The organism is Methylobacterium mesophilicum SR1.6/6, assembly GCF_000364445.2.
Lineage (GTDB): Bacteria > Pseudomonadota > Alphaproteobacteria > Rhizobiales > Beijerinckiaceae > Methylobacterium > Methylobacterium mesophilicum_A.
The window spans coordinates 6,043,476-6,064,111 of record NZ_CP043538.1; the positions used below are offsets into that span (position 1 = coordinate 6,043,476).

The window sequence follows — 20,636 nt, forward strand, 5'->3', positions numbered from 1 at the left end:
CCGATGCCGGACATTCGTGCAGAGCGAAAACTTAGGCAGTCACCGAACCGTGCCGGCTGGCCCAAGCGCAATCGCCGGTCAGATCGCGTCCGTGCCGGTCTCGCCGGTGCGGATGCGGATCGCCTCCTCGATGGTCGACACGAAGATCTTGCCGTCGCCGATGCGGCCGGTCTGGGCCGCCTTGCGGATCGCGTCCACCGCGCCCTCGACCAGCGCGTCGGAGAGCACGATCTCCAGCTTCACCTTCGGCAGGAAGTCCACGACGTATTCGGCCCCGCGATAGAGCTCGGTATGGCCCTTCTGCCGGCCGAAACCCTTCGCCTCGATGACGGTGATGCCCTGGAGGCCGACCTCCTGGAGCGCCTCCTTCACTTCGTCGAGCTTGAAAGGCTTGATGATCGCTTCGATCTTCTTCATGCCGCTCGGGCCTGCTCTGCGGTGGCTGGCATTTCTAACATCCTCGTGACGTGTCCGCCATGCCGATTTCTCGGCGCGCCGGAGCATGGTGCCTAATCAATGTGCGATTCCAGCACATCCTTAGGGCATTTCGAGTTTTTGTGGCGCGTCTTTAGCCAAGGCTTGATCGGCGCACGGGCAGGGTTGGAGGCGGACATGCGGTTGCTGACGGTCGCGGCAATGAGGCGGGTCGATGCCGCGGCGATCGATGGCGAGACCTCGGGCCTCACGCTGATGGAGGCGGCCGGCGCCGCGGTGGCGGCCCGCGCCCGAGCCCGGTTGCCCGCGGGCGGACGGATCGTGATCCTGTGCGGACCCGGGAACAACGGCGGCGACGGCTTTGTCGCCGCGCGTCTGCTGGCGGAGGGCGGTGCCACCGTCGAGCTTCTCCTCCTGGGCGACCGCGCGACGCTGAAGGGCGACGCCGCCCGCGCCGCCGAGGCCTGGCGTGGCCCGGTCGGAAGGGCGAATCCGGAGGCGCTTCCTCCCTGTGATCTTGTGGTCGACGCCCTGTTCGGCGCCGGTCTCGCCCGCGACCTCGACGGTGTCGCCCGCGCGCTTGTGGAGGCGGTGAATACCAGCGGGACGCCGGTCCTCGCTGTGGACGTGCCGAGCGGCGTCGACGGCGACACCGGGGCGGTGCGCGGCGCCGGGATCCGCGCCGTCGAGACCGTGACCTTCGTGACCCTCAAGCCCGGCCACCTGCTCGAACCCGGCCGCAGCCTCTGCGGTCAGCTGAGCGTGGCCGATATCGGCACCGGGCCAGCCGCCTTTGAGGCCGGTCTCGCTGCCTGTGTGCCAACCTACCGGAACGGTCCGGATCTCTGGGCGCGGGAATTCCCCCGCCTGACCGGCACGAGCCACAAATACACCCGCGGCCACGCTCTCGTGCTGTCGGGACCGGCCACCAAGACCGGTGCCGCCCGGCTCGCGGCCCGCGGCGCTCTTCGGGTCGGCGCCGGACTAGTGACGGTCGTCTCGCCGGTCGCCGCGCTGCCCGAGAACGCCGCGCACCTCACGGCGATCATGCTGCGTCCGTGCGAGAGCGCCGACGACCTCGACGACATGCTCACCGACGAGCGTCTGAATGTGGTCCTAGCCGGACCGGGCCTCGGCACCGGCGAGCCCACTCGGGAGCGCGTCGCGGTGGCGGCGGCGGCCGGGCGGGGGCTCGTCCTCGACGCCGACGCGCTCACGAGCTTCGCCGGGCAGGCGCCGCTGCTGGCCGCGCATCTCGCCGACGGCGGCGCGCAGGCGGTGCTGACGCCGCATGCGGGCGAGTTCGCGCGGCTGTTCGACGGCACGGAGGCGACGGCGGAGGGCGCCGACAAGGTCGCCCGGACCCGGGCGGCTGCGCGCCTGACCGGCGCGGTCGTCGTCCTGAAGGGTTCCGATACCGTCATCGCAGCCCCGGACGGACGCGCCGCCATCAACGATCACGGCAGCCCCTATCTCGGCACCGCCGGCTCGGGCGATGTGCTGGGCGGCCTGATCGCCGGGTTGCTCGCGCAGGGCATGGAGCCCTTCGAAGCGGCGTCCGCCGGCGTCTGGCTCCACGGCGACGCCGGCCTGCGCCACGGCCCCGGCCTGATCGCCGAGGACATCCCCGAGCTGATGCCCGCGGTGCTGCGGGGCTTCGCGTAAGCCGCGATCAGGTGACCTCGAACGCCGTCCAGAGTCCAGTATCGAACCGCTCCAGCACCGTGGCGCTGATCAGCCAGCGGCCGGGATTGTCGGCCAGGAAGCCGATCCGGGCAGTCCGGCCCTCCAGCAGCTGGAACGTGTCGAGCCAGTAGGGTTCCCAGCCGTCGTCCAGGGGGTGGAGCAGGCGGAAGCAGTGGCCGTGCAGGTGCAGGGCCTGCGGGAAGGCCGTCTCGTTCCGCAGCGCCAGGACCACGACCTGGCCGCGCTTGACCGAGAAGATCGGCTGCAGGCCGGCAACGCCGCTGGTGCCGTTCACCGACCAGACCTTCTGCGGGTCGCCCGTGTAGACGGGCTCGGGCGCCGCCCCGTCCTTGACCTTCTCCTTGGCGTCTTTCGGCACGAAGGCGCCGCCGGTGATGACCACGTCGCGGCGCAGGGCGTTCTGGAGCTTGATCTCGGCCGGGAGGCGCTTGTTCTCGCCGATCGGCCCGATCGGCGGCCGCTTCTCGGTGATCCTGGGGCCCTTCGTGGTGACGCTGGCCAGGACGAGTCCCTTGCCGATCAGCGCGTGGATCTCGCAGGTGGCGCCCTCCTGCTCGGGTAGGTCGACCAGCAGGTCGTAGCGGGTGCCGGGCGGGAAGGGCAGGGTGGCCCGCAGGGGCTCGAACGTGTCGGTCGGCTGCCCGTCGACGGCCGCCACGTAGACCTTCACGCCCTCGAACTTGATCCGCGTCGCCCGGGCGTTGCAGGCATTGCCCAGCCGCAGGCGGACCCGGGAGCCCGGGCGGGCCTCGAAGGCGCCCGGCACCGGCTTGCCGTTGACGGTCACGAGATTGCCGAGGCGCCCGTTCGCGGCGGCGAGCGCCGTCTGCCCGAACGGCATGAGGGTGCCGTCGTCCTGGATCCGCCAGTCCTGCAGGACGACGCTGACATCGGCGTCGACCGCGGGTGGGTTGGTCTCCTCGACGACCAGCATGCCCGCGAGGCCGCGGCCCGACGGCTCGCTCGCCCCACCGACGACCAGGGGCCGGATCAGGTAGGAGCCGGCATCCGGCGGCGTGAAGGCGTAGAGGAAGTCGCCGCCCGGCGGGATCGGCGCCTGGGTCACCCCGCCGACGCCGTCCATGGCGTTGACGTTCCTCACCCCGTGCCAGTGCAGCGACAGGGGCTTGTCGGTCTTATTCTCGACCTTCAGCCGCACCGGCTGGCCGAGCTTCACCCGGACGACCGGCGGCAGGGCCTTGCCGTCGAAGCACCAGACCGTCGTCTCCGGCGCGGGTTCCGGCCTGAACCGCGTCGTGCCGGGCGCCGCCGGTAGGGTCGCCGGCGCGGCCGCGGGCTCCGGCTGGGCGGGGGAGGGCGCCCCCGGCGCCTGGGCCCGCGCGACCTCCGGCCCGAGCCCGAAGGCCGCCGCGGCGGCGAGCAGGGTCCGGCGCGACGGCGTGCCGGCACGCGAATCGGTCGGCGGCACGGTGCGGGATGGCGGCATGGGATCTCGGCTGCGGGTCGCGACGGGTCCGCTCCTTAGCGGCGCGCGGGCTCCCGCGCCACAGGGGCAAGTTTTTTGCTGCGGGCCCGCCGGCCCATGCTATAGGGCGCGCTTCCGGCGGCCGGCGATGCGCCGGATGTCGGCGCGCGCGGGCGTGGCGGAACTGGTAGACGCGCTGGATTTAGGTTCCAGTGTCGCAAGACGTGGGGGTTCGAGCCCCTCCGCCCGCACCAGGACCTCTGCTGAGGTTGCGGTCCCCTCGGGACCCTCCGCCCCGTACCCGACATCTCGGCATCCCGGTCCGCGCGAGCACGACGCCGGCCCGGCCGGCGACCCCAGGTTTCTTTGAAGAGCGACGACGACGATGCAGGTGACCGAGATCAACGCCCAGGGGCTGAAGCGCGAGTTTCAGGTGCTGCTGGCCGCCCAGGAACTCGAGGAGCGCCTGACCAACGAGCTGTCCGGCATGAAGGACAAGGTGCAGCTCAAGGGCTTCCGCCCCGGCAAGGTGCCGGTCGCGCACCTGCGCAAGGTCTACGGCCGCTCCGTGATGGCCGAGGTGGTTCAGAACGCCGTCAACGAGGCCAACCGCCAGATCGTGACCGACAACGGCCTCAAGCTCGCCCTGGAGCCGCAGGTCGAGTTCCCGAGCGATCAGGCCGAGGTCGAGAAGGCGCTGGACGCCAAGGGTGACCTCGCCTTCAAGGTCGCCCTCGAGGTGATGCCGAGCTTCGAACTCGCCGACCTCTCCGACGTCAGCCTGACCAAGCGCGTCGCCAAGCCCTCCGACGCGGAGGTGAACGAGGCCCTGGAGCGCATGGCCGGCCAGAGCCGCCCGTTCGCCGAGCGCGAGGAGGGCGCCGAGGCCCAGAGCGGCGACCGCGTCACCATCGACTTCGTCGGCCGCATTGGCGGCGAGGAGTTCCAGGGCGGCAAGGGCGAGGGCATCGATCTGGAGCTCGGCTCCGGCTCGTTCATCCCGGGCTTCGAGGAGCAGCTCGTCGGCGCCAAGGTTGGCGACAAGCGCCTCGTGAAGGTCACCTTCCCGGAGGCCTACGGGGCCGAGAACCTCGCCGGCAAGGATGCCGAGTTCGACGTGACGGTCACGAAGATCCAGGCGGCGGGCGAGGCCAAGGTCGACGACGAACTCGCGAAGTCCATGGGCATGGAGTCGCTGGAGAAGCTCCGCGAGGCCGTGTCCGAGGCGATCGGCCGGGACTTCGAGGCCGCCTCGCGCCGCCTCCTGAAGAAGGACCTGCTCGACGCGCTGGACGGCAAGTACGCCTTCGAGCTGCCCCCCTCCCTGGTGGCGCAGGAATTCGCCGCCGTGTGGGCGCAGGTCGAGCAGGACCTCAAGACCCGCGGTAAGACCTTCGAGGACGAGGACACCACCGAGGAGAAGGCCCAGGCCGAGTACCGGAAGATCGCCGAACGCCGCGTCCGCCTCGGTCTCGTGCTTGCGCAGGTCGGCGAGAGCGCCGATATCAAGGTCTCGGATGACGAGGTGAACCAGGCCCTCATCGCCCGGGTCCGGCAGTTCCCGGGCCAGGAGCAGCAGGTCTGGGACTTCTACCGGAAGAATGCGCAGGCGCTCGCGGAACTCCGCGCGCCCCTGTTCGAGGAAAAGGTGGTTGACCACGTTCTCGGGCAGGTCAAACTCGTCGAGGAGCCCGTCTCGAAAGAGGCGCTTTTCGCGGACGATGATGACGACGACACGACCGGCGGCAAGCCGGCAGACAAGGCCGAGGCCGAGGACGAGTCCAAGCCCGAGGCCAAGGCCGACTGAGTCCCGCCCTGTCCCAGGACGGCGGGCAAGGGTTAGGCGATGGTTAAGCATCGCCGGTGTTCGCTGACATGTCCGGGGTTGCCCTGATTCGCGGCAACCCTGGGCCTCACTCTGGGGCAGGACGAGATGAGAGATCCGATCGACGTCTACAACAACGCGCTCGTGCCGATGGTCGTCGAGCAGTCGAGCCGCGGCGAGCGCGCCTTCGACATCTATTCCCGCCTGCTGCGTGAGCGCATCATCTTCCTCACCGGTCCCGTGGAGGATTACGGCGCGTCCCTGATCGTGGCGCAGCTGCTGTTCCTCGAGGCGGAGAACCCGAAGAAGGAAATCTCCTTCTACATCAACTCCCCCGGCGGCGTCGTCACCTCGGGCCTGTCGATCTACGACACGATGCAGTTCATCCGCTGCCCGGTGACGACCCTCTGCGTCGGCCAGGCCGCCTCGATGGGCTCGCTGCTGCTGACCGCCGGCGAGCCCGGCCATCGCTTCGCCCTCCCGAACGCCCGGATCATGGTCCATCAGCCCTCCGGCGGCTTCCAGGGCCAGGCGACCGACATCCTGATCCACGCCCGCGAGATCGAGGCGCTGAAGCGGCGCCTGAACGAGATCTACGTGAAGCACACGGGTCGCGACTACGACACGATCCATACGGCGCTGGAGCGCGACAACTTCATGACCGCCGACGCGGCCAAGGAGTTCGGTCTCATCGACGAGGTGATCGAGAAGCGTCCGGAGCCGGCCGCAACCTAAGCGGAATGCGTCGTCCGACCGCCGCGGCGCGGCCTTGATCCCGCCGCGGCAGCGTGTTTGCATCGAGGTTCGGGCCCTTCGGTCAAAGGCGCACAGCACACTGTTTCTTTAAACGGGCCCCCTACATTCATGCGATGCGCGTCCGCCCGTAGCCGGCTGCGGACGCGGGGAATCGGAGACCGATATGAGCAAGACTGGCGGCAACGACTCGAAGAGCACGCTGTATTGCTCGTTCTGCGGCAAGAGCCAGCACGAGGTCCGCAAGCTGATCGCCGGCCCGACCGTGTTCATCTGCGACGAGTGCGTCGAGCTGTGCATGGACATCATCCGCGAGGAGTCGAAATCCTCGCTGGTGAAGAGCCGCGACGGGGTGCCGACGCCGAAGGAGATCCGCCGGGTCCTCGACGATTACGTCATCGGCCAGGACTTCGCCAAGAAGGTCCTCTCGGTCGCGGTGCACAACCACTACAAGCGGCTCGCCCACGCGACGAAGCACAACGACGTCGAGCTGGCCAAGTCCAACATCATGCTGATCGGGCCGACCGGCTCGGGCAAGACACTGCTCGCGCAGACGCTGGCCCGGATCCTCGACGTGCCGTTCACCATGGCGGACGCCACGACGCTCACCGAGGCCGGCTACGTCGGTGAGGACGTCGAGAACATCATCCTGAAGCTGCTCCAGGCCTCGGACTACAACGTCGAGCGGGCGCAGCGCGGCATCGTCTACATCGACGAGATCGACAAGATCTCCCGCAAGTCCGACAACCCGTCGATCACCCGCGACGTGTCGGGCGAGGGCGTGCAGCAGGCGCTCCTGAAGATCATGGAGGGCACGGTCGCCTCCGTACCGCCCCAGGGCGGCCGGAAGCACCCGCAGCAGGAATTCCTGCAGGTCGACACCACCAACATCCTGTTCATCTGCGGCGGCGCCTTCGCGGGGCTGGAGCGGATCATCTCCCAGCGCGGCAAGGGCACCTCGATCGGCTTCGGCGCGACCGTGCAGGCCCCGGATGACCGCCGCACCGGCGAGATCTTCCGCTCGGTCGAGCCGGAGGACCTGCTGAAGTTCGGCCTCATCCCCGAGTTCGTTGGCCGCCTGCCGGTCCTGGCGACGCTGGAGGACCTCGACGAGGCCGCGCTGAAGAAGATTCTTCAGGAGCCGAAGAACGCCCTGGTCAAGCAGTACCAGCGGCTGTTCGAGATGGAGAACGTCGATCTGACCTTCCAGGACGAGGCGCTCTCGCTCGTGGCCCGTAAGGCGATCGAGCGCAAGACCGGCGCCCGCGGCCTGCGCTCCATCCTGGAGACGATCCTGCTCGACACGATGTACGACCTGCCGGGTCTCGAGTCCGTGGAGCAGGTGGTCATCGGTCCGGAGGTGGTGGAGGGCAAGTCGCGCCCCCTCTACATCCACGGCGATCGCAACAAGGACGCGCCCGCCAGCGTCAGCGCGTAGGCGCCCGGTAGGGTTGCATTGAGCGCCCGGCTCCGGCCGGGCGCGCTGCGGGGATCGGCTTGAAAATGTTGCTCCCCGCAGCCACCTCAGGCTCAGCGCGGTGGCCGCACGCTCCTTCGAGGTCCGGTCCGCGTCGCCAGCCGCAAAGTTAGCGAAATCCGACCCTCGCGGCCCGGTCGGCCCCTGGCTGTAGGCGCGCTCCGTGCATGGGGGCGCCGAACCCGGGCGTCCTGAGAGGAAGTCAGCATGTCACAGTCGAAATCGCGCCAGCCGGTGGTCCCGGGTTCGACGGGCACCTACGCCGTCCTCCCCCTGCGCGACATCGTCGTCTTCCCGCACATGATCGTGCCCCTGTTCGTGGGCCGCGAGAAGTCGATCCGCGCCCTTGAGGAGGCCGTGCGCACGGACCGCCATATCCTGCTCGCCACGCAGATCAACGCGGGCGACGACGATCCGGCGACCGACGCCATCTACAAGATCGGAACCCTCGCCTCCGTGCTCCAGCTGCTGAAGCTGCCTGACGGCACCGTGAAGGTGCTGGTCGAGGGCGTCGGTCGCGCGAAGGTCGTGGACTTCACCCGCTCAGACGAGTTCTACGAGGCCACTGCCGAGGCGTTGCACGACGAACTCGGCGACCGCGTCGAGGCCGAGGCGCTCGCGCGCTCCGTGCTCTCGGAGTTCGAGAACTACGTCAAGCTGAACAAGAAGATCTCCCCCGAGGTCGTCTCCGCCGTGACCCAGATCGACGAGCCGTCCAAGCTCGCCGACACGATTGGCTCGCACCTGCTCGTCAAGATCTCCGACAAGCAGGGCATCCTGGAGACACCTACGGTGGCGCAGCGCCTCGAGCGCGTGCTGTCGCTGATGGAGAGCGAGATCTCCGTGCTCCAGGTGGAGAAGCGCATCCGGACCCGCGTCAAGCGGCAGATGGAGAAGACCCAGCGCGAGTACTACCTGAACGAGCAAATGAAGGCGATCCAGAAGGAGCTGGGCGACTCCGAGGATGGCCGCGACGAGTTGGCCGAGCTGGAAGAGAAGATCGAGAAGACCAAGCTCTCCAAGGAGGCCCGCGACAAGGCCACCGCCGAGCTGAAGAAGCTCCGGCAGATGTCGCCGATGTCGGCCGAGGCGACCGTCGTGCGCAACTATCTCGACTGGATGCTCGGCATCCCGTGGGGCAAGCGCTCGAAGATCAAGAAGGACCTGCTCGGTGCCCAGGCGCTGCTCGACGAGGACCATTTCGGCCTCGACAAGGTCAAGGAGCGGATCGTCGAGTACCTCGCCGTGCAGCAGCGGGCGAACAAGCTCACCGGTCCGATCCTGTGCCTCGTCGGTCCCCCGGGCGTCGGCAAGACCTCGCTCGGTAAGTCCATCGCCAAGGCGACGGGTCGCGAGTTCGTCCGGATGTCGCTCGGCGGCGTCCGCGACGAGGCCGAGATCCGCGGTCACCGCCGGACCTATATCGGCTCGATGCCCGGCAAGATCGTGCAGTCGATGCGCAAGGCCAAGACCTCGAACCCGCTCATCCTGCTCGACGAGATCGACAAGATGGGCATGGATTTCCGCGGCGATCCGTCGGCGGCCCTCCTCGAGGTGCTCGACCCTGAGCAGAACAGCACCTTCAACGACCACTACCTGGAGGTGGATTACGACCTCTCGAACGTGATGTTCGTGACCACGGCCAACACCCTCAACATTCCGGGCCCGCTCATGGACCGGATGGAGGTGATCCGCATCGCCGGCTACACCGAGGAGGAGAAGGTCGAGATCGCGCGCAAGCACCTGATCCCGAACGCCCTGAAGAAGCACGGCCTCGGGACGCATGAGTGGTCGATCGACGATGATGGGCTGATGATGCTGGTCCGCCGCTACACGCGGGAGGCCGGCGTCCGCAACCTGGAGCGCGAGCTGTCCAACCTGATCCGCAAGGCGGTGAAGGAGATCCTGATCACCAAGACCAAGTCCGTCGCGGTGACGCCGGAGAACCTGCCCGTCTTCCTCGGCCCGCCGAAGTTCCGTTACGGCGAGATCGACGCGGACGATCAGGTCGGCGTGGTAACGGGTCTGGCCTGGACCGAGGTCGGCGGCGAGCTGCTGACGATCGAGGGCGTCATGATGCCTGGTAAGGGCAAGATGACGGTCACCGGCAACCTGAAGGACGTGATGAAGGAATCGATCTCGGCGGCGGCGAGCTACGTCCGCTCCCGAGCCCTGGATTTCGGCATCGAGCCGCCGCTCTTCGAGCGCCGCGACATCCACGTCCACGTTCCGGAGGGGGCGACCCCGAAGGACGGCCCGTCGGCCGGCATCGCCATGGCGACTGCGATCATCTCGACGCTCACCGGGATCCCGGTCCGTCGCGACGTCGCGATGACCGGCGAGGTGACGCTCCGCGGCCGGGTCCTGCCGATCGGTGGCCTGAAGGAGAAGCTGCTCGCCGCGCTCCGCGGCGGCATCAAGACGGTGCTGATCCCCGAGGAGAACGCCAAGGACATCGCTGAGGTGCCCGACAGCGTGAAGAACGGTTTGGAGATCATCCCGGTCTCGCGGATGGATCAGGTGCTGGAGAAGGCGCTGGTCCGCCAGCCCGAGGCGATCGAGTGGGAAGAGCCGCTGCCCGTGGCCAAGCCCGCCCGGACCGAGGAGGACGGTGCCGCCTTCGTGGCGCACTGAGCCACTTGAGCGTGTGAGACGAGCCCCCGGTGCCCGGCGCCGGGGGCTTTTTGATGCCCTGACGCCCGGACGCCTACTGCTTGCCCCATGATGCAAGCGCGGCCCCGAGCTTGCGGATCGGCCCAACGGATCGTTATGGGCATCCTATTTACGGGGCACGTGTCCCGGCTCGGCGGTGGAGGCTATGCAGCGCCGCCCTTAGGCGCAACCGAACGCGCGGAGCCTTGCACCAAACCGGTGCCATGCCGTAACGGTGGGCCGCGGGGCGGTTAGCTCAGTTGGTAGAGCGTCTCCTTTACACGGAGAGGGTCGGGGGTTCGAGTCCCTCACCGCCCACCAGATACTTCAGTGACTTAGCTCTCGTTTTCACTCATCACGCTTACCAGAGCATTCGTTGGGTAAGCGTATAGTAAGCATCATGGCCAACAACCCCACCGTCTCCGAGTTGCGCAAGGCCGCCGAGATCTCCGATCAGGAGGTCGATGCCGCGGTCGACGCCGTGCTGGCCGACCTCGCCGCCGAGGCCTACCCACTCGCGAAGGGCTGGACCCTCGACCTCGTCGAAATGCTGCGGACGAACGAGCGCGCGGCCGAGGCGCTGAAGACCGACAAGGCGGCGTGGAAGCGCAACATGATCCGGACTGCGGTGCTTCTGGCGCACCCGGTGAAGGGGTGAGCGATGGCCGACGAACCCGCTCCGCTGATGGATCCATACGAAGCCCTCAGGCTCATCGAGCTGTTCGTCAACGTCGCAGGAGAGGTCGATAACCCTGGCGCCTCCGACTTGATCCTGCGCGAAATCCGGAACGTACTGGCCAAGGCGCTTCCGGCGAAGCCTAGGCGCAGGCGGCGGAGAGGATGAGCGACAACGCAAGACGCGAACTTGTGGCCAGCCGTCTGATGGGGCGGCTCAGTGGGTTCATCCAAGGTATCGGGATGAGCGGCGTGGACGCCCGGGAGATCGTGAACCGCGCCATCGCCGACGACCCATCGGCCGACGAGCACGACATCGAGGCGAAGGCGCGCGCCTGGATGCTGATCGCACTGACGTAAAGATGGGCGACATCGATCCGATCCTAGAGGCCGTTGAAGCGCTGCGGCTGCTCGGCAAAACGGTCGAGCCCTGGAGCGACGACTTCGCGCTCTGGCTGGTCGACGGCGAGACGCTGACCGACAGCGACCTTTTGGCTTTGGCTATCCGTCTGGGCGTCATGGACTCGCCCGGGACGCTGCAATAGCCCGCCGGCATGCCTACCGAACCGCACGCCCCGGTCCGCGGCCTCGCGCTGAAGGCCCTGCGCGCCGTCGCGGCCAACCCCGGCGGCCTCCGGATGCAGGTGCACCCGTCCGTCATGCCGATGCTGGTCGAGATGGGACTGGTCGAGTCGCGCGTCACTCGCGGCCCAGGGCGCACGCGGTCGGCGTGGTACCTGACAGCGGCTGGGCGCTATGTGCTTTCTCAGCTGGGCCGGAGCGAGGTGCGGGCGGACTAGCTGTGACCGACGAGCAGATGAGTCAGCTTCAGATGCTTTCCGATCAGGAGAAATTATACGGTGGATCTGTTTCAGTTCATCTCAAGCATCGTAGGCTCGCTCGCATGGCCGGCCGTGATCGCGTATCTTTTGTATTTATTGAGACACCAACTAAGCGCACTAGCAAAGCGACTTCAGGAGATTTCACTCCCTGGTGGCGGCGGCGCTAAGTTTCGCGACGAAGTCCGTGAGGCTCAGAATAAATTAGAAGTTATTGTCGAAAATGATGAAGTAATTACGATCTCTAATGAGTCGAAATCGAGAGGAGTTTTGCCTCGGGACAAAATCCGCAGTCGATATGTAGACCTTGAAAATAAAATGTCAGTTTCAATCAGCAAATTACCGCTTAGCAAAAGGAAGATACCTGCAGATTTCATATTTGTCGACCTGAGGCCCTATCAAGGATCTTATCCGCTCTATGATGTATATTCAAAAATACGCGACCTGAGTTTTATGGCTGTCCATGCCGATGAAAAGGCTCTCAGCAACCAAGATGCAAAAGATTTCGATGAACTGTGCGAGACATTTTTCGAAGCCTTTGAGTTACAGATGCAGGAATACAAAAAACAACAGATCGAGCCCTCGGGCATCGACAGATGATTTCTTTATAGTGCTTTAGAACGACAAAAGGCGCCCTGGCCGAAGCCAGGGCGCCCGAAGCGGTGTGACGTAGGCTGTGAAGCAGCGCTACCGACGCGGAGTGTTCTCCAGCGCATCAATCCTTCGCTGCTGCCGCTCGTTGAACGCGCGGATGTGCTCGTCGACTTCGCCGCGCAGCATGCTAGTCACTCGGTCCTGCGCCTCGTTGCGGGCGAGTACCTCGCTGCGGGAGACGACGCGATCCTCAAGTCGGTCCATGCGCGCTTTCATCTCGTCGATCCCCTTCACGGCCCGGTTCTCTACCCGGCCGATCCGGTCGCGCATGAAGTCGTAGTCCCGGTCCTGAGAGCGCCAGTGGACCTCGTGCTCAGCGCGCGTGACCTGGTTGGCCGCCAGCGCCTCGATGCGCTTGTCGGCCTTGTCTTGGATCAGCAGCAACGAGCTCTTGAGGTCGGCCTGCCCGTCCTTCAGTGGATAGAACGCGAGGCCACCGATCAGGGCGGCGACGGTCACGCACGTGCCCATCGCGCCCCAAATCACCGCCCAGGGCGTGGCGCTGCGCCGATCGAGCTTATCGCTCAGCGCACCGAGGCTCTTCACGACATTGTCGAGGATCGAGCCGAAGCCGTCGAGGCGGGTCTCTTGGCGTTCCAGCCGAGCCTCCAGGTTGCCGATCAGCGGCGGCGACTGCATCTGCTGCGTCTGCTGGAGGTTCTGGGTCATGGTCGCGGCCCCCACGGCCGGAGAGGCGTCGCGCCGGTATTCCGGTCGCGCGCGGGTGCCCCTCCACCGCGTGGGAGAGGGGTAGAAGGCTCGCGAAACTTTCGCAGGCCTTGGTGTCGGTCAGGGCTTGGCGAAATCGCGCCGCACGGCCGTGATCCAGGCCACAGCCCGTTCCCCGCAGGCCGCCTTCGACCGGTCCAGCACCTTGGCCCGGCCGATGATGCGCACGACGTCGGCCCGGGTCAGCGATCGATCCGGGATATCCGGGAAGGTCTCACGCAGGCACGCGGCCACGCCCTGGGGCGGCTCGGGCAGGGTGACCCGGATATCGGCTGGCGCGAGCGGATCGATCGCGGGCGGCTCGTTCCTAAAGCTGGCGCAGCCGCCGACTGAGAGGCCGAGGAACGCACACGCCGTCGCGGCGCGGATCACGGGCGAGCGCATCGGTCAGTTCCTTGATCTTGGAGAGGTCGGCGTCGTGAGCGGCCTGGTCGCGGGCGCGCAGTTCCAGCGCCTCGTGGGTGATCGCCTCCGCCTTCTCGGCGCGCAGCTGCTCCGCCTGCAGCGCCACGGCGTGATCGTGGGCGAGCATGCGCTGCGCCCCATCGGTCACCGCGACCTGCCAGCAGAAGGCGAAGGCCGCGACGCCGGCGGCGGCCGTGACGGCGACAATGCGCAGGCGCGCGGGCAGCACGATCCGCCCGATCACCAGGACGGCGAGGGCCGCGGCCAGGATCTTGAGCGCCACCGGCGAGATCGCGGCCCATAGGAGGGGCGCGACCGCCAAGAGGATGGCGGTCCAGGAGAAGTCGAACATCAGCGGCGCGCTCCGGTGAGCTTGGGGAAGCGGCGCGCGAGGAAGCCCGGCACGGGCCGGCCGGCATCGTCCCAGCGCGCGTAGAGGGCGTAGAGCGCGCCGGCGACGATCAGCGCGCCCATGATGAAGCCGAAGACGGTGCCGGCCGAGATCTGGGCCTGCGCGCTCTCGGCCTGGTCCTTCAGTTCGCTGACGCTCTGGGCGACCTCGGCGAAGCCGAAGGACCCGGCCACACCCGCGCCCTGGACCGTGCGGCTGCGGGCGAGGTTCGCGTCCTTGGCCGCGACGGGCAGGGCCTCAGCGGTGTCGAGCGCGGCGAGCGTGTCATCGTCGAGCTCGCCTGTGACGGGCAAGCCGGCCTTCTTCTGCAGGAGCTGCACGGAGGCCGTGGTGCGGTCGCCGTGATCGCCGTCGACCTTGCCGACGGGGTAGCGCAGCGCCTTGAGCCTCGCCTGGGCCGGGATCACCCGCAGCGCCGCCTTCGCCTTGGCGAGGTAGGCGCGGCACTCGGAGAGCCCGATCGTCCCGCCGTTCACCCGCCGGCGCAGGGCCTCGACGTCGTCGGCATCGGCGAGCGCGTTGCAGTCGTTGTCGGTCCAGTAGGTGAGCGCGGCCGCGATCGCGCCGGCGGGGGCTCGGAGCTTGTCCGGATTGGCCTCGAACCCGGCGGCGCGGTAGTTCGCGCGGCCCGTGGTCTGGAGCGCGCCGCCGCCGCGGTATCGCCACCCGTCGCCGGGCTGCACGTTGCCGAGGCGACCGCCGTAGACCTTCTCGGCCAGCGCCTTCGGGTTGCCGGCGTAGGGCCTGGCCGCGGCCAGGCTCGGGAACCGCTTCGGCCAGACCGCGCACAGCCGCTCGGCCGTGTAGAACAGGCTCTCCTCGAGCTTGGTCAGGCCGCCGGTCTCCGTGGCGACCTGGGCGACGAAGTGGGCGATGCGCAGCGGCGTGGTGATCTCGGCGGCCGCGATCCGGTCGTCGGCCGCCACGAACGCCGCCACGATGTCGGCGCGCGCGTGCGGCGCGACTGCGGGCAGGATCCGCTTTAAGTCGGTCATGACGGGCACCAGGGTTCAGAAGGGGATGGTGAAGCGCAGGCGCAGCGGCGCGAGCTCGTCGAGCTCCAGCGTGCGCAGGCGTTCCCCGTCGCGGATGAGCGTGCCGTTCGGCGCGATCGGCGCGGCCGCCAGGAGGCTCGCGGTGCTGGGCCGGGGCGGCAGATGGGGGCGCGAAGATGCGGTGGCCGGCGCGGCGATCGCCAACGTGGCTGCCAGTGCCACCAGGATCCGGATCGGCATCAGCGCGAGGCCGCCAGACGCAGACGGCCAGCGCCGGGCGTGCCGATGATGGCGAGTCGCGCGTGGATCACGCCGCGGTGGACGATCCCCAGCCGCTCGGCCGCGCCCTGCGCGAGATCGAGGGTGCGGTGCAGGCGCGGATGCGGCCCCCGATCGTTGACGGTGACCTCGACGCTGCGGCCGGTCGCGAGGTCGGTCACCTGCACCCGGGTCCCGCACGGCAGCGTCCAGTGCGCCGCCGTCATGCCCTGCGGGTTGTAGCGGCCGGCGAGGTGACCGACGGTCCGGCGGCTGCAGGCGACGTCGTTCTTCGCCTGTCCGTGCTCGGAGCCATACCAGGAGACGCGGCCCTCCCAGGCGCGAGCGGACACGGGGGCGAGCAGCAGCGCGCAAGCGACCACTGCCCGCAGCGCGAGGCGCTGCAGGAGCATGATGGATCTCCGAAGGTGTCAGGATCGGGCGCGGCGCGTTAGGTGCTCAGACCTGCCGCTCGCCTCGAAGGAGAAGACCGTGACCGCACCCGCACTGGCCAAGGAGTGGTACAGTCCGCAGGAGCTCGCCCTGCACTGCGGCTGCAGCGTCGAGCACATCGAGGCGCTGACGCGGCGTCATCACTGGCCGCGCGTGCACGGCGAAAACGGTGGCAAGATCGGCGTCGATCTTGAGACTGTACAGCGCGCAGTCGGGAGCTCGCCGACGGCCGTGCACGGCTCCATTTCAGACTGAGGTGGCCGCGCCCTTGACGGTGCCGTGGATCACGAACGGGCCGATGGTCGCCGGATAGGGATCCTTGCCGACCTCGGTGATCCAGATCTCGTGCTGGTAGGAGCCGAGCGGCGAGAAGCCGGCGTAGTCGGTCGGCGCGATGGCGAGGACCACCATGAACGCGCCGGGCACGGCCGGGTCGGCCACGATCGGCAGAGGCTTCGTGAAGGACTCAGGCGCGTCCGCGACGTAGAACTGCGGGCCCTGCGACCGCCCGACCGGCATCGCGCCGAGATACCAGGCGGCCGTTGCGCCGGTCAGATCCGGGCGGGTGCCGTCCGGATCGCTCATCGGCACCGTGTACTGGACCCCGGCGCCCTGGAAGACGCTGATGGTCTGATCGCGGGCCGGGCCGTTTCGGGGGGCGGCCATGGTCAGGCAGTCGGCGCGGCGACGGGGACGGCCTCAGCGACCGGAGCCGGCTCCACAACCGGAGCCGCGACCGGGTCGGCCGCCAGCTCGGCGTAGCCCAGCAGGATCAGCTTGGCCGCACACTTCTCCGGCACGCTCATCTCGGCGCCCTCAAGCACCTTCCAGACGGAGGCGAGCATGTCGAGATCGGGGACGTCGGCCTGCGCGATCATCCGTGCGCCGAGGGCGGCGACGTCGTTGAGGGCGGAGACCACCTCGTCCTTCTCATGGACGAAGCGGTGCTCGACGGTGGTGAGGAAGCGGACGGCCTTCATGGGCGCGGATCTCCGATCTGAGCGAGCGGCAGGGCAGACGGCGGAGCGGTTGCGCTCAGCCGCTGGTGTTGGTGAAGGAAGTGGTGAGGTTGAGCGTGTCGCCGGCCCCCATCGAGCGCGGGGTGGCGAAGTCGGACGCGCCGATTAGGATGCCGGCGGTGCCGCCCTTGGTGCTATCGGTGGTGATGAAGGCGCCGGCCACGGTGACGGTGGCGTTGATGCTGTAGCTCGCCACCGAGGCCGAGTTGTCGAGCGAGGCGGTGGTCGTGCCGGTGACCGAGCCCAGCACCAGCGCCGGGCGTGCGGCCTGCGAGTAGCCCTGCACCTCGGTCCAGCCGGCGTGACTCGCCATGGTGTCGGTGGCCGCGATCGTGCCGGTGCCCTTGAGGCCGGCGTAGAACGCGCCCGTGTAGTTCGAGCCCTTCCAGTACTTGGAGAGCATGTCGGCCAGACCAGTGTTGACCGTCAGGTTCTCGATGGTCTCCTCCCACTTCACCTGCCCGTCGGGGCCGATGCACTGGAGGGTGTGGAAGGTGCGCGGCATGACGGCACCGCCGAGCAGCGCGCGCGCGATCGCCCCGCCCACGGCCGCGAGGCCGGCGCCCAAACGTCCCTGCATGTCGTGAGTCCTTAGTGGCGCGTGAGCCCCTGCAGGGTCAGCGTGACCTGCATGGTGCCGGCGAGGGTGCGCGTGCCCTGCCGCCGGCCTTCGAGGGTGAGGGTGACGGTGCGCAGCCCCTGCAGCCGCGGGAGATCCGCGTAGGGGTCGCCCACCTGGAGGAGGGCCTGCAGCGCGGCCTGGGCGGCGAGCTGCGCCGCGGCCGCGCCGCTGATGGTCGAGGCCGCGGTCTGGTCGAGCCGGGCCGTGAAGGCGAGGCTCGGTCCGACCGCGGTGGTGGACTGTCCGGCGAGCCCGGGGGCCGCCGGCAGGGTGAGCGTGCCGGTGACGACGAGGCCGCCGGTCGCCAGCGCCCGGGTCGCGGCCTGGAACGTCGTCGAGGCCGCGATGGTGAGCGCCGCCTGCGCCGAGACGCTCGCGCCCGCCGCCAGGGCGGCGGCGGCGTTGGCGCCGAGGGTGCCGGCGTGGGTCGAGCCCGCGACCGCGGCGAGCCCGGCGGATGCGCTCGCCGTAGCGGAGCCCGCCACACCCGCGCCGGCCGCGGCGGCGAGCGCGGCGAGGGCGGCCGTCCCGGTCCGGGCGGTGGCGGCCTGGAGGACGGATGCCGCGAGCGCCACGGTCGCCGTGTAGGCCTGCGCCCCGTCGGTGCGCAGGTCGGTGCCCAGCACCGCGGCGAGCGCCGCCGCGGCGACCGCCACGGCCTGCGCCTGCGCGCCCTGGCCCTCCGCCTGCGCCAGCGCCACCGCGCCCGCGTAGAGCCCGGCCGCGGCCCCGGAGAGGCCGAGGGACGCCGGCAGCGAAGCGGAGACCGCGACCGAACCGGAACCCGAGGCCTGCGCCAGCGCCTGCGCCGCGAGGCTCACCGCCGCGCTGTAGGCCTGCGCGCCGCCCGTGGAGGCCTGCGCGCCCACCGCATCGAGGAGCGCCGCGGCGCTGGCGAGGATCGCCGAGGAAGCGGCCGCCGCGCCCGGGAGCTGGGCGAGGCCGGCCGACCCGACCGCGGCGAGCTGCGCGGCCCCGGCGTACGCCGGCGACGCCGGGAGCGAGGCCGCCCCAGTCAATGAGCCCTGGCCGGCCGCATCAGGATCGGCGCGAACCCGCGCAGCAGCAGCCGGTCGAGGTTCTGCCAGACCTCGGGCTTCGCCGGGTCGCCTGGTAGGACGAAGTGGCCGATGAGCGCGCATTCGAGACCCGCGCCCCAGCCCCAGACCGCGCCCTCGACGCGGGCGTTGGCGCCGGATTGGACGTCGCCGCCGAGCGTGAGCGTGCGGACCCAATCCGGGATCTCGGCACCGTAGGCCTCCCGGCGCTCCAGGAAGGTGTCCGGCCGGATCTCCTGGCCGTAGCTCTGCCGATGCACCCGGCCGAGCACGTTGTTGTTGAACGTCTGGACCTTGCCGGCGGGGTCGTCGCAGGCTTCCAGCCACTCCTGTACGATCACGGGCCAGGCCGCGTTCGCGTTCAGCGACATGCCGGTCCAGAGATGGAAGCCGGCGTGGGGCGTCTTCGGGACCGCGGTCGGCCGCCAGATACCGTTCTCGTCCATCCAGGCCTTGCGGCCCTCGTCGACCGTGTGGCCGCAGGTGCCCTGGTACCAGACGTCCTTGAGCGATCCGTCCGGGCCGAGGTCCCACTTCATCCCGTGCGGCAGATCCTTTCCGCCCCAGTCGAGGTACTGGAACACGCCGCAGCGCGGGCAGGGCACGAAGTACCGGCGCTGGTCCGAGGCCAGCCAGCGCTTCCAGATCCGGCTCGTGCTCTCCAGGAGCGGCGTCGAGCCGAAGATCTGCTTGCGGTTGTAGAAGGTCTCCCCGCGCGTCCAGAACAGCTTGGCCTTGTCGCCTTGGCTGCCGGCGCCCGGGGTCCAGCCGTCCGCGTCGTACTCGTCGCCGACCTGGAAACGGGCCGAGTAGCGCCGGAAGGCGTCGTCCGAGGCGGCGCCGGGCACCCGCACGATCGCGCCGTTCGACAGCTGGAAGAAGGTGTTGCTGTCCTGTTTATGGCCCTTTCGGACCGGCCGCAGCATCTCGGCCAGCACCGGGGTCTCGCGCAGCATCGGCGCGATCTCGGTGGCGCCGAACTCCTCTGCATCCTTCGCCACCGGCTGCGCGAACGCGCACAGCGTCGGTTCCTGGTGGAGGTGGTAGCCCAGCGCCAGCAGCGCGCAGCGGGTGTAGCCGACGCGCGCCGCCTTCAGCACCGACACCAGCGGGATCGTCGGGTCGCAGAAGGCGTCAACGAGCCCGCGCTGGTACCCGTAGAGGGTCACCTCGCCGCTCTCCGCCCCCGTGCTCTTCGGGATGCGCCCGAACTTTTCGGCCCAGGCCGAGCCGCTCATCTCCACCTTGAAGGCCAGCGCCTCATCGAACAGCGCGTCGATCGACCCGCGCAGGGCTTCGCGCCCGGCCGGGTACTCACCCCTCCGGTGGGTGTTGATCCGCTCCGTGAGGCTCATCGTCAGCGTCGCTCTCCGGGAGCCAGCGGCGGCCGAGCTCCAGCCTGGCGGCCGCGAAGGCTCGATTGGTCTCTTTGCGGGCCAGCGCCTCGATCTCGGGAGCGCTGTCCATCGTCGTGGCGCGGGCAGCGATCTTGGCCGCCATGTTCGACAGGCCGGTCCGGAGGACCTGGCAGAACGTCGCCAGGTCGGCGATCGCATCGTGCCGTGAGACGACGGACTTCAGCGCCTCGTCCGCGCCGATCTCGGCCACGACCGCGTTGGCCACCGCGCGACGGCAGTCGGCGTCCTCCCGCCGAGATTTGCTGCTGTCGTCGCCGGCGCTCATCGCCACGTTCTCGACGGCGCGCTGGATCTTCCAGTCGATCACGGCCGCCGAGTCGAACTGGTACTCGACGCCGTTGCTGCCGCGCTCGACGTACGGGCAGCCCTTCTCGACCCATGTCGAGATGGTGTTGGTGCTGACGGCGAAGATCTTGGCGAGCTCGATGCGGTTGAGCAGCCGACCGTCGATCGCGCCGGACATCAACAACAACCCCGGTTCTCAAAATTTCAGAGACGGTGAACCACTGGGGTCCGAATTTCCCTCACCGGCCCCCCCTCCCGGGAAGGACCCTGGGATTGGACGGGGGCGCCCTCCGAAGGGCTTTCCCGCGCCGTTCCCGGTAACCATCCCTGCAAGCAGAGATCGAGAGCCGGAACGGCCAACTCTGAGCTCCGTTCGGATAGATACTCATGTCTACAGGGTGCTGAAATGCGTCAAACGCTGATTTCAACTGCCGGCTGGCTGTTGCTCTTTGGAGTGGCAGTCGCTCAAGCGCAATCGATTACCGTTCAAAGGGACGACCCTGCTCCCATCGTGGTCCAACATCCGACAGATGAAGACA

The 20,636-nt window shown here is 68.7% G+C and carries 25 protein-coding genes and 2 tRNA genes; 13 read left to right on the forward strand and 14 right to left on the reverse strand.

All coding sequences use genetic code 11. The features are described 5' to 3' along the window. Positions 1-78: 78 nt before the first annotated feature. Positions 79-417, reverse strand: a complete 339-nt coding sequence (locus MMSR116_RS28615) for a P-II family nitrogen regulator (RefSeq protein ID WP_010684316.1) — start codon at positions 415-417, stop codon at positions 79-81. 195 nt (positions 418-612) lie between these two features. On the opposite strand from MMSR116_RS28615, the gene MMSR116_RS28620 reads away from it, so the two are divergent. Then, complete coding sequence (locus tag MMSR116_RS28620; RefSeq protein ID WP_010684317.1) at positions 613-2,100, forward strand: bifunctional ADP-dependent NAD(P)H-hydrate dehydratase/NAD(P)H-hydrate epimerase; 1,488 nt, start codon at positions 613-615, stop codon at positions 2,098-2,100. 7 nt (positions 2,101-2,107) lie between these two features. On the opposite strand, the gene MMSR116_RS28625 is transcribed toward MMSR116_RS28620, so the two are convergent. Then, a complete protein-coding gene (locus MMSR116_RS28625; protein ID WP_039893364.1) occupies positions 2,108-3,589 on the reverse strand; it encodes a multicopper oxidase family protein in 1,482 nt (493 codons plus the stop codon). Between the two features lie 148 nt (positions 3,590-3,737). Here MMSR116_RS28625 and MMSR116_RS28630 point away from each other — a divergent pair. The 11 genes from MMSR116_RS28630 to MMSR116_RS28680 all read left to right on the forward strand — a co-directional run bounded on the left by MMSR116_RS28630 (position 3,738) and on the right by MMSR116_RS28680 (position 12,389). Continuing rightward, positions 3,738-3,822: transfer RNA gene (locus MMSR116_RS28630), tRNA-Leu, on the forward strand. A 131-nt stretch (positions 3,823-3,953) separates the two neighbouring features. Then, the gene (gene tig / locus MMSR116_RS28635) at positions 3,954-5,375 is read left to right on the forward strand and encodes a trigger factor (RefSeq protein WP_010684319.1); all 1,422 of its coding nucleotides are present in this window, start codon (positions 3,954-3,956) and stop codon (positions 5,373-5,375) included. Positions 5,376-5,501: 126 nt separating this feature from the next. Beyond that, on the forward strand, positions 5,502-6,128 hold the full coding sequence (locus MMSR116_RS28640; RefSeq protein WP_010684320.1) for an ATP-dependent Clp protease proteolytic subunit: 627 nt from the start codon (positions 5,502-5,504) through the stop codon (positions 6,126-6,128). Positions 6,129-6,312: 184 nt separating this feature from the next. Continuing rightward, a complete protein-coding gene (clpX, locus tag MMSR116_RS28645; protein ID WP_010684321.1) occupies positions 6,313-7,584 on the forward strand; it encodes an ATP-dependent Clp protease ATP-binding subunit ClpX in 1,272 nt (423 codons plus the stop codon). Between the two features lie 246 nt (positions 7,585-7,830). Next, positions 7,831-10,257: an endopeptidase La gene (gene lon / locus MMSR116_RS28650; RefSeq protein ID WP_010684322.1), complete on the forward strand. Its 2,427-nt coding sequence runs from the start codon at positions 7,831-7,833 to the stop codon at positions 10,255-10,257. A 263-nt stretch (positions 10,258-10,520) separates the two neighbouring features. After that, positions 10,521-10,596, forward strand: a tRNA-Val gene (locus tag MMSR116_RS28655). A 79-nt stretch (positions 10,597-10,675) separates the two neighbouring features. Then, positions 10,676-10,933 (forward strand): hypothetical protein, encoded by a 258-nt coding sequence (locus tag MMSR116_RS28660; RefSeq protein WP_010684323.1) that lies wholly within the window; start codon positions 10,676-10,678, stop codon positions 10,931-10,933. A gap of 182 nt (positions 10,934-11,115) precedes the next feature. After that, a complete protein-coding gene (locus tag MMSR116_RS28665) occupies positions 11,116-11,310 on the forward strand; it encodes a hypothetical protein (protein ID WP_010684325.1) in 195 nt (64 codons plus the stop codon). Positions 11,311-11,312: 2 nt separating this feature from the next. Then, positions 11,313-11,495: a hypothetical protein gene (locus MMSR116_RS28670; RefSeq protein ID WP_010684326.1), complete on the forward strand. Its 183-nt coding sequence runs from the start codon at positions 11,313-11,315 to the stop codon at positions 11,493-11,495. Positions 11,496-11,504: 9 nt separating this feature from the next. Continuing rightward, entirely contained in the window at positions 11,505-11,750 is a 246-nt protein-coding gene (locus MMSR116_RS28675; protein WP_010684327.1) for a hypothetical protein, read from the forward strand. A gap of 60 nt (positions 11,751-11,810) precedes the next feature. Next, positions 11,811-12,389 (forward strand): hypothetical protein, encoded by a 579-nt coding sequence (locus MMSR116_RS28680; protein ID WP_010684328.1) that lies wholly within the window; start codon positions 11,811-11,813, stop codon positions 12,387-12,389. An 87-nt stretch (positions 12,390-12,476) separates the two neighbouring features. Here MMSR116_RS28680 and MMSR116_RS28685 read toward each other — a convergent pair whose 3' ends face one another. From MMSR116_RS28685 to MMSR116_RS28710, 6 genes are all read right to left on the reverse strand, one after another. Next, complete coding sequence (locus tag MMSR116_RS28685) at positions 12,477-13,112, reverse strand: hypothetical protein (protein ID WP_010684329.1); 636 nt, start codon at positions 13,110-13,112, stop codon at positions 12,477-12,479. A gap of 120 nt (positions 13,113-13,232) precedes the next feature. Further along, positions 13,233-13,556 (reverse strand): hypothetical protein, encoded by a 324-nt coding sequence (locus MMSR116_RS28690; protein ID WP_039893368.1) that lies wholly within the window; start codon positions 13,554-13,556, stop codon positions 13,233-13,235. Beyond that, a complete protein-coding gene (locus tag MMSR116_RS28695; RefSeq protein ID WP_010684331.1) occupies positions 13,480-13,929 on the reverse strand; it encodes a hypothetical protein in 450 nt (149 codons plus the stop codon). The genes MMSR116_RS28690 and MMSR116_RS28695 overlap by 77 nt, the downstream gene beginning before the upstream one ends. Then, on the reverse strand, positions 13,929-14,984 hold the full coding sequence (locus tag MMSR116_RS28700; protein ID WP_010684332.1) for a peptidoglycan-binding protein: 1,056 nt from the start codon (positions 14,982-14,984) through the stop codon (positions 13,929-13,931). The genes MMSR116_RS28695 and MMSR116_RS28700 overlap by 1 nt, the downstream gene beginning before the upstream one ends. Before the next feature lie 15 nt (positions 14,985-14,999). Continuing rightward, entirely contained in the window at positions 15,000-15,224 is a 225-nt protein-coding gene (locus MMSR116_RS28705) for a hypothetical protein (RefSeq protein WP_010684333.1), read from the reverse strand. Then, a complete protein-coding gene (locus MMSR116_RS28710; RefSeq protein ID WP_010684334.1) occupies positions 15,224-15,655 on the reverse strand; it encodes a septal ring lytic transglycosylase RlpA family protein in 432 nt (143 codons plus the stop codon). The genes MMSR116_RS28705 and MMSR116_RS28710 overlap by 1 nt, the downstream gene beginning before the upstream one ends. A 79-nt stretch (positions 15,656-15,734) precedes the next feature. Between MMSR116_RS28710 and MMSR116_RS28715 the strand changes: the two genes are divergently transcribed. Beyond that, positions 15,735-15,950 carry a hypothetical protein gene (locus MMSR116_RS28715; protein ID WP_010684335.1) on the forward strand — a complete coding sequence of 72 codons (216 nt, stop codon included), beginning with the start codon at positions 15,735-15,737 and terminating at the stop codon, positions 15,948-15,950. On the opposite strand, the gene MMSR116_RS28720 is transcribed toward MMSR116_RS28715, so the two are convergent. From MMSR116_RS28720 to MMSR116_RS28745, 6 genes are read right to left on the reverse strand one after another with little or no spacing between them, the layout of a single operon-like run. Next, positions 15,942-16,361 carry a hypothetical protein gene (locus MMSR116_RS28720; protein WP_039893374.1) on the reverse strand — a complete coding sequence of 140 codons (420 nt, stop codon included), beginning with the start codon at positions 16,359-16,361 and terminating at the stop codon, positions 15,942-15,944. The genes MMSR116_RS28715 and MMSR116_RS28720 overlap by 9 nt on opposite strands. A gap of 2 nt (positions 16,362-16,363) precedes the next feature. Further along, complete coding sequence (locus tag MMSR116_RS28725) at positions 16,364-16,675, reverse strand: hypothetical protein (RefSeq protein WP_010684337.1); 312 nt, start codon at positions 16,673-16,675, stop codon at positions 16,364-16,366. Positions 16,676-16,730: 55 nt separating this feature from the next. Further along, positions 16,731-17,294, reverse strand: a complete 564-nt coding sequence (locus MMSR116_RS28730) for a hypothetical protein (protein ID WP_010684338.1) — start codon at positions 17,292-17,294, stop codon at positions 16,731-16,733. 11 nt (positions 17,295-17,305) lie between these two features. After that, positions 17,306-18,355, reverse strand: a complete 1,050-nt coding sequence (locus MMSR116_RS28735) for a hypothetical protein (RefSeq protein ID WP_010684339.1) — start codon at positions 18,353-18,355, stop codon at positions 17,306-17,308. Continuing rightward, the gene (locus tag MMSR116_RS28740; protein ID WP_051072197.1) at positions 18,352-19,749 is read right to left on the reverse strand and encodes a terminase gpA endonuclease subunit; all 1,398 of its coding nucleotides are present in this window, start codon (positions 19,747-19,749) and stop codon (positions 18,352-18,354) included. The genes MMSR116_RS28735 and MMSR116_RS28740 overlap by 4 nt, the downstream gene beginning before the upstream one ends. Continuing rightward, complete coding sequence (locus MMSR116_RS28745; protein ID WP_010684341.1) at positions 19,709-20,275, reverse strand: terminase small subunit; 567 nt, start codon at positions 20,273-20,275, stop codon at positions 19,709-19,711. The genes MMSR116_RS28740 and MMSR116_RS28745 overlap by 41 nt, the downstream gene beginning before the upstream one ends. Positions 20,276-20,636: the final 361 nt, after the last annotated feature.